This window comes from Corallococcus exercitus (assembly GCF_003611585.1).
Classification (GTDB): domain Bacteria; phylum Myxococcota; class Myxococcia; order Myxococcales; family Myxococcaceae; genus Corallococcus; species Corallococcus exercitus.
Genome location: NZ_RAVW01000292.1, coordinates 1 through 12,364, shown reverse-complemented (window position 1 = coordinate 12,364; position 12,364 = coordinate 1). Strand labels below are relative to the sequence as shown.

General features: G+C 70.4%; 11 protein-coding genes and 1 pseudogene. 6 read left to right on the top strand and 6 right to left on the bottom strand.

What is annotated here, in order from left to right; all coding sequences use genetic code 11:
- Positions 1-1,449, bottom strand: a 1,449-nt coding sequence (locus tag D7W79_RS29085) for a Kelch repeat-containing protein (RefSeq protein WP_276375518.1), incomplete at its 3' end; no start/stop codon positions are given.
- A gap of 131 nt (positions 1,450-1,580) precedes the next feature.
- Here D7W79_RS29085 and D7W79_RS29080 point away from each other — a divergent pair.
- Positions 1,581-2,519: an MBL fold metallo-hydrolase gene (locus tag D7W79_RS29080; RefSeq protein ID WP_244222026.1), complete on the top strand. Its 939-nt coding sequence runs from the start codon at positions 1,581-1,583 to the stop codon at positions 2,517-2,519.
- Positions 2,520-2,523: 4 nt separating this feature from the next.
- On the opposite strand, the gene D7W79_RS29075 is transcribed toward D7W79_RS29080, so the two are convergent.
- The 3 genes from D7W79_RS29075 to D7W79_RS29065 are packed head-to-tail and all read right to left on the bottom strand — an operon-like array spanning position 2,524 to position 5,136.
- Entirely contained in the window at positions 2,524-3,318 is a 795-nt protein-coding gene (locus tag D7W79_RS29075; protein ID WP_120528642.1) for an ABC transporter permease, read from the bottom strand.
- Positions 3,319-3,322: 4 nt separating this feature from the next.
- Positions 3,323-4,129: an ABC transporter permease gene (locus D7W79_RS29070; RefSeq protein ID WP_120528641.1), complete on the bottom strand. Its 807-nt coding sequence runs from the start codon at positions 4,127-4,129 to the stop codon at positions 3,323-3,325.
- Positions 4,126-5,136 (bottom strand): ABC transporter ATP-binding protein, encoded by a 1,011-nt coding sequence (locus tag D7W79_RS29065; RefSeq protein WP_120528640.1) that lies wholly within the window; start codon positions 5,134-5,136, stop codon positions 4,126-4,128. The genes D7W79_RS29070 and D7W79_RS29065 overlap by 4 nt, the downstream gene beginning before the upstream one ends.
- A gap of 58 nt (positions 5,137-5,194) precedes the next feature.
- Between D7W79_RS29065 and D7W79_RS29060 the strand changes: the two genes are divergently transcribed.
- From D7W79_RS29060 to D7W79_RS29050, 3 genes are all read left to right on the top strand, one after another.
- Entirely contained in the window at positions 5,195-6,406 is a 1,212-nt protein-coding gene (locus D7W79_RS29060) for a small ribosomal subunit Rsm22 family protein (RefSeq protein WP_120528639.1), read from the top strand.
- A 117-nt stretch (positions 6,407-6,523) separates the two neighbouring features.
- Entirely contained in the window at positions 6,524-7,489 is a 966-nt protein-coding gene (pip, locus tag D7W79_RS29055; protein WP_120528638.1) for a prolyl aminopeptidase, read from the top strand.
- 22 nt (positions 7,490-7,511) lie between these two features.
- On the top strand, positions 7,512-8,672 hold the full coding sequence (locus D7W79_RS29050) for an oxygenase MpaB family protein (RefSeq protein ID WP_120528637.1): 1,161 nt from the start codon (positions 7,512-7,514) through the stop codon (positions 8,670-8,672).
- 3 nt (positions 8,673-8,675) lie between these two features.
- Here the strand turns inward: D7W79_RS29050 and D7W79_RS29045 are convergent, their stop codons facing one another.
- Together D7W79_RS29045 and D7W79_RS29040 are read right to left on the bottom strand one after the other, a co-directional pair.
- On the bottom strand, positions 8,676-9,701 hold the full coding sequence (locus tag D7W79_RS29045) for a hypothetical protein (protein ID WP_147442107.1): 1,026 nt from the start codon (positions 9,699-9,701) through the stop codon (positions 8,676-8,678).
- 28 nt (positions 9,702-9,729) lie between these two features.
- Complete coding sequence (locus D7W79_RS29040) at positions 9,730-11,127, bottom strand: M20/M25/M40 family metallo-hydrolase (RefSeq protein ID WP_171434201.1); 1,398 nt, start codon at positions 11,125-11,127, stop codon at positions 9,730-9,732.
- Between the two features lie 82 nt (positions 11,128-11,209).
- Between D7W79_RS29040 and D7W79_RS29035 the strand changes: the two genes are divergently transcribed.
- Complete coding sequence (locus D7W79_RS29035; protein ID WP_120528634.1) at positions 11,210-11,584, top strand: response regulator; 375 nt, start codon at positions 11,210-11,212, stop codon at positions 11,582-11,584.
- A gap of 15 nt (positions 11,585-11,599) precedes the next feature.
- Positions 11,600-12,364: pseudogene (locus D7W79_RS29030) on the top strand (J domain-containing protein); the annotation flags it as partial.

Genomic DNA, 12,364 nt, shown 5'->3' with positions numbered 1-12,364 from the left:
CCCCAGGTTCCCCACCTGCGTCCAGGTCCCCGTGGCGGGCGCGTACACCTCCGTGGCGGACAGCCAGGTGGAGGCGTCCCGCTGTCCGCCGCTCACCAGCACGCGGCCGTCCCCCAAGGGCGTGGCGGAGTGCAGGAAGCGCGCGGTGCCCAGCGCGCCGGTGTCCCGCCAGGTGTCCGTCGCCTCGTCGTACAGCACCGCGCTGGACAGCGCGCCGCCCGAGGCAGCGCCGCCCGCCACCAGCACGTCGCCCGTGTCCAGCCGGGTGGTGCTGAGCTGCGAGCGCGCGGTGACGAGGCTCGCGGCCGTGCTCCACGGCGCGGCGGCCGGACGGTAGCGCTCCGCGGACGCATTGCGCGAGCCGGCCTGGGGTACGCCGCCCAGCACGAGCACGTCACCCGACGGCAGCAGCGTGGCGGCGTGGCTGATGCGGCGCGTGGCCATGGCCGCGGTCTCCGTCCAGACGCCGGTGGCCGGGCTGTAGAGCGCGGCGCGGTCCAGGTAGGGCTGACCTCCGGTGGAGCCGCCCGCCACCAGCACCTGCCCGGAGGGGAGCAGCGTCGCCGTGTGGAAGACGCAGAGGAACGGCAGCAGGCCCTGGGACGTCCAGGTGCCAGTGCCCGGGTCGAACAGCTCGGACGTGTCCGTGGCGAGGCTGCCCGCGAAGCCGCCCGCCACCAGCACCTGACCGGACAACAGCAGCGTCGCCGTGTGGCCCGTGCGCTGCGTGGACATGGCGCCCACCGGCGTCCAATCGCCCGTCATGGGGTCGTAGCGCTCCGCCGTCGCGAGCACGGTCCCGTTGGCGCTGTCCCGGCCGCCCGTCACCAGCACCTGCCCATCCGGCAGCAGCGTCGCCGTATGGCCCAGGCGCGCCGCGCCCATCCGGCTGGTGGCCGACCAGGTGTTCGTCGCGGGTGAATACAGGAGCGCGCTGGACAGCGCGTTGCCGGAGCCGCTGTCACCGCCCACCACCAGCACCCGGCCATCGGGGAGCAGCGTCGCGGTGTGCTGGGAGCGGGGCACGTCCAGCCCCGTCACGGCGGACCAGCTGTTGGTGTCCGGGTCGAACAACTCCGCGCCGCCCGCGGCCAGCACGGAGGTGCCGCCGCCCACCACCAGCACCTTGCCGGAGGACAGCAGCGTGGCGGTGTGGCGCTGGCGGCTCGTGGCCATGGCGCCCAATGAGAACCAGCGGCCGGTGCGCGGATCATACAGCTCCGCCGCGGACGTGCCTCCGCCCGCGACGAGCACGTAGCCATTGCGCAGCGGGGTGGCGGTGGCGTCCACGCGCACGGAGGCCATGGTGCCGGCGCTGCTCCACGAGGACGTGTCGAGGCGCGAGGTGGAGGAGGTAGGAGCGTCAATGAAAGACGGTGCTTCGGGGGCGCAGGCCAGCGCGGACGCAAGCGCGAGCGCGGCCAGCAGGCCGTGAAAGATACGGGTCATCGAGGGGAAGGTCCTTCACTTCATGGGGGATGCGGCTCTCGCCGCAGGGGGGCGGCCCATTAACCCAGACGGACGCAAGACACCACCTCGGAATTCCTCTCAGCCCGACCTCACGGGTAGAATCGTCATTCATGCGAATGATGACCGTGGCAGTGCTGGCGTCCTTGCTGTGGGGCTGCGGCGCGGCCCAGCCCGTCGTCCCCACCCACTACCGCTCCCATTCCCTCCAGGAGCAGGGGGACCTGCGAATTGGAGAATTCATCTCCTCCGAATGGTCGCTCCAGACCGCTTCGTACTGGATTGAAGGACCGGAGGGCCTGGTCCTCATCGACACGCAATTGCTGCCCTCCGCGCTGCTCAAGGAGTTGAAGTTCGCGAAGGACGTCACCGGCAAGGAGCCGAAGCTCGCCATCGTCCTCCACGCCAACCCGGAGAGCTTCAACGGCACGGCCCTGCTCAAGGAGCAGGGTGTCCCTGTCGTCACCTCCGGCCCGGTGCTCGCGCGCATCCCCGCGGTCCACGAGAAGTGGGCGCCCGACCTCTTCAAGCAGTACTGGAACGGCCGCTATCCCCGCACGCTGGTGCTCGCGGACAGCTTTGGCGACAGCACCCGCGAGTTGAGCGCGGCCGGCCTCACGCTGAAGGCCCACGTCCTGGGCGCGGGCTCCAGCGCGGCCCACGTCGTCGTGGAATGGGAAGGCCACCTCTTCACCGGCGACCTCGTGGCCCGCGACACCCACAACTGGTTCGAGGGCGGCGACACCACCGAATGGCTCCAGCGGCTGGAAGCGCTGCGCGCCTTGAAGCCGAAGTGGATCCACCCGGGCCGTGGCCTCCCCGGAGGCCCGGAGCTGCTGGATGCGCAGACCGCCTACGTCCAGGCCGTGCGCGAGGAGGTTACCCGCGAGCGGCGCGCGGAGCACCCCAGCAGCGATCCGCTCGCGGCGGTGGAGGCGAGGCTGAAGGAGCGCTACCCGGGCTACGCCTACGCGAAGCTGCTGCCCTACCTGGTGCGCGCGGAGTGGGCCCGGCAGGCGCCCCGGCCCTCGGTCAGCGCGCCCGCGCCGTGAGGCTTCAGCTGCTCGCGGACGTGTAGTGGCGGATGGACATCAGCCACACCCACCGCGCCATCGCGGCGAACGCCACCGAGCCCACCACCGCGCCCACCAGCCAGGTCCACGGCAGCCGGCCCAGCAGCGCGAGCGCGGGGAAGGTGGTCATCAGCGCCAGCGGGATGATGAAGGTGAAGACCCACGCCAGCGAGCCCCGGAACACCGAGGACGGCCAGCGGGCCGCGTCGAAGATGGACGTGAACAGGTACGTGAGGTTGTCCACCTTCACCACGAAGAAGGCCGCGCTCACCACGAGGATCCACATCGAGTACAGGATGAGCATGCTCGTCGCCAGCAACACGAGCGACGCGAAGATGCCCGGCAGGGACGGCCAGCGCCCCAGCGACACGAACGCGTAGACGAACAGCCCCACACCGGACAGCACGTTCACCGCGCGCCACGGCAGGAAGCGCTGCGTGGACACCAGGAACTGCGCGTCCGCGGGCTTGAGCAGCACGAAGTCCAGCGTGCCCTTGCGGATGTGCTCCACCATGCCCGTGAGGCTGGGGCTGATGGCGCCCTCCAGCACGCCCTGCAGGAGCGTGAACCAGCCCACCACCAGCAGCGACTCCTGGAAGGTCCACCCCTCGATGCTGGGCCGCGCGTTGAAGACGACGAACAGCGGCGCCAGCGCGGTGAACGTCCACGCCAGCGACGTGAGCCCCTCCGCCAGGAAGTCCGCGCGGTACTGCAAGGCCAGCAGCCCGGAGGCCTTCAATTGCACGCCCAAGAGGCGCAGGTAGCGCTTCGCGTTCACCGCCCTACCCTCCGAACGCCGCGAAGCGCGCCAGGCCCCGCCGCCAGACGGCCATGGACACCACGCCCAGGCCCGCCACCCACGACCACTGCGCCGCCAGCAGTCCCCACGCCTCCTTCGCCGCGTGCGCCCCCGTCATCAGCTCCACCGGCAGCCCCATCTGGTAGCGGAACGGCAGCCACTCGATGACCGTGCGCGCGCCGGCCGGGAAGAACTCCACCGGGAACATGTACCCGGAGCAGACGAAGAACAGCACCATGTAGACTTCCATCAGCTTCTGGCTGCTCTCCAGGTACAGGCTGAGCGTGCCCAGGAGCACGTTCAGATAGAACGTGATGAGCCACGCGCCCACGATGCCCAGCGCGAACAGCCCCCAGCCTCCCAGCGACGTGGGCACCGCCCGCTCCGCGCCCGCCGCCCACAGGCTGATGCCCAAGACGGGCAGCACCACGGCGATGCGCAGCGGGATGCCCGCCAGCACCTCCGTCGCGTACGCCAGCAGCGGGGAGATGGGCCTGAGCAGCCGCATGGCCAGCGTGCCCTGCTTCACCTCGTAGCTGAGCAGCCACGCCACCCAGGAGCTGGTGAGCTGCCGCACGCAGAAGGCCGCGAGGAAGTAGCCCGTGAACTCCGCCTGCCCGAAGCGGCCCACCGGCCCGCCTCGCGCCACCGCCGACCACAGGGCCAACATGATGAGCGGCATGGTGGTGGCCAGCACCCAGATGATCATCTCCGCGCGGTAGGCCACCGCCTCGGAAAAGCCGATGCGCAGCATCGTGGGCAGCGCCTTGAGGGACGTGCGCAGGCTCACGCCGTCACCGCCTCCCGGGCGGCCTCCGCCCGGCGCGCCTTGCCCTCCTGGAACAGCTCGCTCATCACCTCTTCCAGGGGCGCGTTCTCCACCGTCAGGTCCGTCACCGGCAGCGTGGACAGCGCGCGGCCCACCGTGGCGTTCACCGCGTCCTGCTGGACCTGGAGCACCGCCGAGCCCGGCTCGTGCGAAACCACCTTACCCAGCGGCGTCAGCAGGGCGTCGTCCACCGGCTGGCCCAGCCGCAGCACCACGCGCTTCTCCGGGCGCACGCGCTGCACCAGCGCGTCCAGGCTGCCGTCATAGGACAGCTGCCCCTTGTCGATGACGATGACGCGCGGGCAGAGCGCCGCCACGTCGTCCATGTAGTGGCTGGTCAGGATGAGCGTGGCGCCCGTCTGCTCGTTGTAGGCCTTGATGAACGCGCGCATCGTCACCTGCATGGACACGTCCAGGCCGATGGTGGGCTCGTCCAGGAAGAGCACCCGGGGGCGGTGGATGAGGGCCGCGGCCAGCTCGCACTTCATCCGCTCCCCCAGGCTGAGCTGCCGCGTGGGCTTGCCGATGAGCTCCTCCAGCTCCAGGAGCGACACCAGCTCCTCCAGCGTCTGCTTGTACTGGAGGCGGGGCACGTCGTAGATGGCGCGGTTGAGTTCGAACGTCTCCGACGGCGGCAAATCCCACAGGAGCTGCTGCTTCTGCCCCATCACGAGCATGATCTTCTTGAGGAACGCCTCCTCACGCAGCCGGGGCACGTGGCCGTCCACGGTGACTTCGCCCTCGGACGGGTGGAGCAGGCCGGCGAGCACCTTCAGCGTCGTCGTCTTGCCCGCGCCGTTGGGGCCCAGGAAGCCCACGCGCTCCCCGGGCTTGATGTCGAAGGTGATGCCATCCACGGCCTTGACGGTCGTGTAGTCGCGGTGGACGAGCGAGCGCAGGGCCGCCTTCAGGCCAGGCGGGCGTTTGTGGACCTGATAGTGCTTGCGCAGTCCGTGGACGGAAATCATGGCGGGTTGGGTTTAACGCGGTCGCCTCCGGGTGGCGACCCCTGATGTGAAGGCAACGATGAGCAACGCATACAGCAAGGACCTGGAGCGATGGCTGCCCCGGCTCATCTCCGTGTGGCGCGCGTCCCGGGGCCGGGGGGACGGGCCGGAAGGCCGCCTCACGCCGCAGGAGGTCAAGGAGGTGGGCGCGGGCGTGAAGCAGCTGTCGCTCGGCCTCACGCGGGAGCGGCAGCTGGCCGGCGCCCGGTACATGGACGACCCGCGCCTGCTGGGCGCGTACCTCCTCTTCTACTGGCCGGTGTCCTACGCCCAGGCGCGCCAGGTGCTGGGCGAGCTGCCGAACCGCCCGCGCCACGTGCTGGACCTGGGCAGCGGCCCGGGCCCGGTGGCCTTCGCCGCCATGGACGCGGGCGCCAGTGAAGTCACGGCGGCGGACCGCAGCAAGCCCGCGCTGGAGCTGGCGCGCAAGCTGGCCACGGAGGCCGGCGAGGCCCTGGCCACGCGCGAGTGGGATCCGCTGAAGAAGAACGCCACGCTGCCGGAAGGCCAGTACGACCTCATCACGATGGGGCACGTGGTCAACGAGCTCTACGGCGCGACGGACGAGGCACTGAAGCCGCGCGCGGCGCTGCTGGAGTCGGTGCTCACGAAGGTGAAGAAGGGCGGCAGCCTGCTGGTGATGGAGCCCGCGCTGCGCGAGACGAGCCGCAACCTGCTCAAGGTGCGCGACCTCCTGGTGGAGCGCGGCTACGCCATCCGCGCGCCGTGCATGTACCGGGGCGCGTGCCCCGCGCTGGTGAAGGAGACGGACTGGTGCCACGCGGAACGCGCGTGGCCCATGCCCAAGGTGGTGGAGGAGCTGGCGCGCGTGGCCGGGTTCCACAAGGAATCGCTCAAGATGAGCTACCTGCTGGTGGCGCCCAAGGGCGAGCCCTGGCCGGAGCCGCCACCGGGCCGGCTGTTCCGCATCGTCAGCGAGTCGCTGGAGGGCAAGGGCCGCCAGCGCTACATCGGCTGTGGACCGGAGGGGCGCGTGGGCCTGGCGATGCAGGAGCGCCACCGCTCGGAGAAGAACGAGAAGTTCTTCCACCTCCAGCGCGGCGACGTCATCGAGGCGACGGACCTGGAGACGAAGGGCGACGGCTACGCGCTCGGGGAGAACGCCGAGGTGCGCATGGTGGCCCAGGCCGGCCGCGGGGTGCCGCCCGCGCCCAAGCCGCCGGAGGCCCCGCGCGAGCCCGCGGCGCCCGTCCCGCCCGCGAAGCCCTGAGCGGCCCGGACCGTGGCGAGTCGTTCTCGGGCTGACGCGATAGCCCTGAACGGCTCGCCCCGCGGGCGCCAGCTGTTGTTAGGTTGCGCCGCCCCCCATTCCCAAGGAAGGAACCCCGTGCCCGCACCCACGCCGCTGCGTACGCTCTATCCCCCCCTCGAGCCCTACCGCACCGGCCAGTTGAAGGTCACTGGCGGCCACTCGCTGTACTTCGAGGAGAGCGGCAACCCGAAGGGCAAGCCCGTGGTCTTCGTGCACGGCGGCCCGGGCGGTGGCACCGACTCGAAGCAGCGCCGCTTCTTCGACCCCAGCGCGTACCGCATCATCCTGTTTGATCAGCGCGGCTGTGGCCGCAGCACCCCGCACGCCAGCCTGGAGATGAACACCACCTGGGACCTGGTGGCGGACATGGAGCGGCTGCGCGAGCACCTGGACCTGGAGCGCTGGATGCTCTTCGGCGGCTCGTGGGGCAGCACCCTGTCGCTCGCGTACGCGGAGGCGCACCCGGAGCGCGTCACGGAGCTGGTGCTGCGCGGCATCTTCCTGTTGCGCAAGCAGGAGATCGACTGGTTCTACCAGCGCGGCGCGGACGCGATGTTCCCCGATGCGTGGGAGGGCTTCGTCGCGCCCATCCCGGAGGAGGAGCGCGGCGACCTGCTCCAGGCGTACGCGAAGCGGCTGATGGGTGACGACAGGCACTCGCAGCAGGAGGCCGCGAAGGCGTGGAGCGTGTGGGAGGGCCGCACGAGCTGCCTGTACCCCAACGCGGAACTCGTCGCGCGCAACGCGGGCGACGACTTCGCCATCGCCTTCGCGCGCATCGAGTGCCACTACTTCGTCAACAAGGGCTGGATGCGCAGCGACACGCAGCTGCTGGACGACGTGCACCGCATCCGCCACATCCCCGCCGTCATCGTGCAGGGCCGCTACGACGTCGTCTGCCCGCCGGAGAGCGCGTGGGCCCTGCACCGCGCGTGGCCGGAGGCGCAGTTCGTGATGGTGCCGGACGCGGGCCACTCCGCCAACGAGCCCGGCAACACGTCCGCGCTGATTGAAGCCACGGACCGCTTCCGCGGCCTGTAATCACCTGAATCGAGACCCCACCATGTCTTCCGCTTCCCCGTCCCGTGGCCGCTGGACCGATGCCGTGCTCGACCCGTTCCGCGCCATGGGGGAGCCCCTGGCGGATGCGGTCATCCAGCAGGTGTTCGCCAACAACGAGGTGGACGCCGTCAACCAGATGATGCGCAGTCTCCACTCGAACACGCACCTGGTTCCCGCCGAGCTGCCGGACGCGCTGGAGGACTACCTCAACCAGACCGATGACTGGCCCGCGTGGGCGGATCCGGTGAAGGTCCAGCTGGGCCAGAACCTGTTCCAGCGCTACGGCATGCAGATGACGCTGGCCTACTTCACCTGGTCGCTGCCCTGCTGCTACGCGTGGGCCAAGGCGGCGAAGGTGCTCACCTGGACCAACGGCATCGACAAGCACGTGCACCGCCGCATCATCGAGACGGCGCAGTTCGTGCTGGACGTGATGACGGAGGGTGGGCTGGGGCCCCAGGGCTTCGGGGTGCGCACCGCGCAGAAGATCCGCCTGCTGCACGCCACCATCCGCTACCACGTCGGGAAGGATCCGAAGTGGCAGGCCTCCGAGTACGGCACGCCGGCCAACCAGGAGGACCACGTGGCGACGCTGCTCACGCTGGCCCTGGTGCCGAAGGCGCTGACGAAGCTGGGCCTGGACTTCACCCGGGAGGAGGAGGACGCGTACTTCCACTGCTGGCGGGTGATTGGCCACTTCCTGGGCATCCACCAGGACCTGCTGCCCCGCGACCTGGAGGACGCCGAGCACCTCTGGGAGGCCATCCAGCAGCGGCAGGTGCGGCACTCGGAGGACGGCGTGGCGCTGACGAAGGCGCTCGTGGACTACCTCAAGCTGCGCATCCCCGGCACCCTGATGGACGGCGTCGTGGTGTCCACGATGCGTGAGCTGTGCAGCGAGGCGGTGTCGGAGGCCATCGGGCTGGAGAAGACGGACTGGACCCGCCACCTCATGGGCCCGATGCGCTGGATGTTCGCGCTGTCAGACGAGGCCCAGGACCAGTCCAACATGGCGGCGAAGGTCTCCGCGTCGCTGTCGCGCAAGCTGCTGGAGTCCCTGCACTCCTCCGAGGCGGGCGGCGGCCGCGTGACGTTCCGCATCCCCAAGTCGCTCCAGGAGTCGTGGAACCTCGCGTCCGCCGAGGAGAAGAAGGCCGGCTAGGCCTCACATGTCCTGGCCTTCGGGCTCCGGGTCGTCCGACCGCCACTCGCACCTGCTCGAGGCCCACACGAGGTGGGCCACGTGCTGGCCCGCCGCGGAGACGTTGAAGCGCTTCCACGCCTCCGGGCCCGGCTGATCCGCCTCGACCTCCACCAGCGACAGGTCGTTCGACCCGGGTCCCGTCAGGTAGGGCGACTGCACCAGCTTCCCGCAGCCCGGCGCCATCAGGACGCCCTCCGGCTTCTTGATGCTCACGATGGGCGAGCCGCTGGCCACCACCGCCATGGGCATCCCCAGGTCGGTGATCACCTTCTGGACGTGTGAGTCGCGGGCCATGCACTCCGTGGCGCTGTCCTTGAGCAGCAGCTCCGCCGTCGTGCTGCCCTGCTTCACCTGTGCCTGAAGCGCCGCGACGCGCTCCTTCGCCTGGAGCTGTTCCTCAGGCGTGCACGGCCCCACGCACTGGCCCTTCATCAGGACCTCCGCCAGCACGGCCGGCCCCTGCGCCACGCGCAGGAGCAGGTCCGAGGCCCGGCACTCCATCACCTTGCGCGGGTTCAACCGGTGCTCGGTGAGCACCAGCCCCGGCGCGTCCGGGAACGGATGCGTGGCGTCCGCCTTCGCGTCCGTCTTGAGCGGCGACTTCAGCGCGTTGGGCGTGGGGCACGACAGCGCGGCGGTGGCGGTGAGCTGCTGCACGGACGCGCCCTGCACCCACGGCCGCACCAGCGCTCGCGCCCCTTCCGCCTCCTCCTTCGTGCCGCACACGCCCAGCACCACGAACTGCTGGTCCTCGGGAAGCCCCGGCAGCGCCCTGGCGGCCATCACCTTGGGGAAGCCCTTCACCGGCTTCACCCACGCGAACACCCGGTCCTGCTTCCACGCCGCGAGCTGCTTCGCGGCGGTGAAGACCTTCGCGTCCTGTCCCAGCACGACGGCCCAGGGCGCTTCTTCTCCCAGGGCCCCCGTGGAGGACAGCACACAGCACAGGACGGCGAGGACACTCCAGACGGGACGGGGTGAGCGCATGGAGCGAGCACTCCACCCCATTCCGTGCTCAGCCGCGAGGGGTCAGCGACTTCGCCAGTTCCTCATACAGGTGGATGGCGGAGCGGATGGCCTTCTCCCAGTCACCCAGGTGCAGGCTCTCGTTCTCCGAGTGGGCGTACGTGTACGGATCCTCCACGCCGATGAGCAGCGCGGGCACGCCGCCCAGCTCCTTGGCGAACGGCTCCACGAACGGGATGGACCCGCCGCACCCGATGGTGACGGGCTTCTTCGCGTAGCCCTTCTCCAGCGCGCGGAACGCCGCCTGGAAGGCCGGGTGCGACGAATCCGTGTACCACCAGCCGGACGCCTGGTCCTCGCGGATCTCCAGCTCCAGCCCCCACGGGCACACCTTCTTCAGGTGCGCCACCAGCCGGCGCTGCACGTCCTCCGGATCCATGTCCGGCACCACGCGGATGCCCACGCGCGCCCACGCGGACTCCACGATGATGTTGCGCGCGTCCTTGCGGCTGCTGGCCTGGATGGCGTTGATGGCCAGGCTCGGCTGGCGCCAGTTCGTCTCCCACGGGTGACGCCCGCCGCCGAGCAACTGCACGCCCTCGCGGATGCCCGCCTGTTCGCGGAAGGTAGCCTCGTCCCCGGGCAGCGCCTGGATGCTCTGGCGCTCCGCGGGCGTCAGCGGCTTCACCTGCTCCATCACGCCTTCAATCGCGATGGAGCCGTCCGCGTGCGTCAGCGACGCCAGCATCCGGCACAGCGCCATCGCCGGATCCGGAATGGGCCCGCCCCACATGCCCGAGTGCACCGCCTGCTGAAGCCCCCGCACCTCCACGTCCACCGTCACCAGCCCGCGCAGCGCCGTGGTGATGGACGGCAGGCCCGTGTCGAAGTTCGTCGTGTCCGTCAACACGATGGCGTCCGCCGCCACCAGCTTCGCGTGCTTCTGGAGAAATGCACCCAGGTGGTCACTACCTGCCTCCTCCTCCCCCTCGATGATGACCTTCACGTTGAGTGGGAGTTGGCCGGTGCTTTTCAGCCACGCGTCCACGGCGGAGGTGTGCACGACGATGCCAGCCTTGTCGTCCGCCGCGCCGCGTCCGTACAGGCGGCCGTCGCGCAGCTCCGGCTCGAAGGGCGGGCTCTTCCACGCGGCCTCGTCTCCCGCGGGCTGCACGTCGTGGTGCGCGTAGAGGAGGAGCGTGGGCCGGCCCGGTGCCTTGAGCACCTCGCCATAGACATACGGATGAGCGCCCTCGATTTCGAGCAGCTGCACGTTTTCAAAACCACGGTCCTTCAGGAGGGCCGCGGTGGCCTCCGCGCTCTTGCGCACGAGGGCCGCGTCGAATCCGGGAAAGGACACACTGGGAATGCGTACGAGGGCCTTGAGGTCCTCCAGGTACGCGGCCTTGTGGGACTCGAAATGGGACAGCGCGGGGTCGGTGGACATGCCCACCCCTTAACCCAAAAGCCGAGCAGGCACGTGGGAGGCGCGCGCCCAAACGTCGCGCGTCTTATGTATCCTGCCGCCCATGCCTGGACTACCGACCCTGCTGTTGGTGGATGACGACAGCTTCGTGCGTCGCATCCTCAAGGACGTCATCGCGGACACGGGTATCGACCTGCGGTTGCTGGAGGCAGCGGACGGAGAGGAGGGGCTGGCGCTGGCGCAGAAGGAGCAGCCGGCGGTGATGTTCCTGGACCTCTTCATGCCGAAGAAGAGCGGGCTGGAGGTGCTGGGCGCCATGAAGAGCGTGTCGCCGGACACGCGCGTGCTGGTCATCAGCAGCATGGACGCGGAGCCGGTGGTGGAGCAGGCCATCGCCGCGGGGGCCATGGGCTTCGTGGGCAAGCCCTTCCACCCCCTGGAGATCGCCGCCGCCGTACGCCAGGCGCTCGCGTCCTGATTCCCCGAGGTCCCCGTGTCGTCATCCGCTGTGGGTTACTGGGTGGGAGATTCGCTCGGCCGCGTGCTGGGCCCCCTCCAGCTGCAAGCATTCCGCGACCTCATCGCCTCCGGGCGCCTGAAGACGGCCGTGCGCGCGTCGCGCGACGGAACGAACTGGATCGCGCTCCAGGACCTCCCGGAGGTGCGCGACCTGTTCACCACCGCGGCGCCCACGCCCTCCATCGAGAGCCAGCAGGCCGAGCGCCTGCGCAACCAACTGCGCGGCCTCTTGCACCTGCCGCCGCATGAGGTGTTCGGGCTCAAGCCGCAGGCGTCGCTCGACGAGCTCCGCATCGCCTTCTTCCGCATGGCGAAGCGCTTCTCACCGGAGCACCTGTCGCCGGACCTGCACCCGGAGCTGCGCAAGGTCTCCGTGGAGATCTTCGACTTCCTCTCGCGGCGGATCCGCGAGGCGGAGACGCTCTTCCTCCAGGGCGCGATGCAGCCGCCCGCGCCCCCGCCGCCCCGGCTGGACATGGGCGGCACGCTGCCGCCCGCGCCGCCCGCCTCGCCGCTGCCGCTGAGTGGATCCGCGATGCACGCGCGTCCGCAGCCCGCGCCCCCCGCGCGTCCGCCACCGGTCGTCATTCCGCCGACGCCGGTGCCGGGCACGATGACGCGCCCCGCGGCCGCTTCCATTCCACCGACGCCGGTGCCGGGCACGATGACGCGCCCCGCGGCCGCTTCCATTCCGCCGACGCCGGTGCCGGGCACGATGACGCGCCCCGTGCCGCCGCCC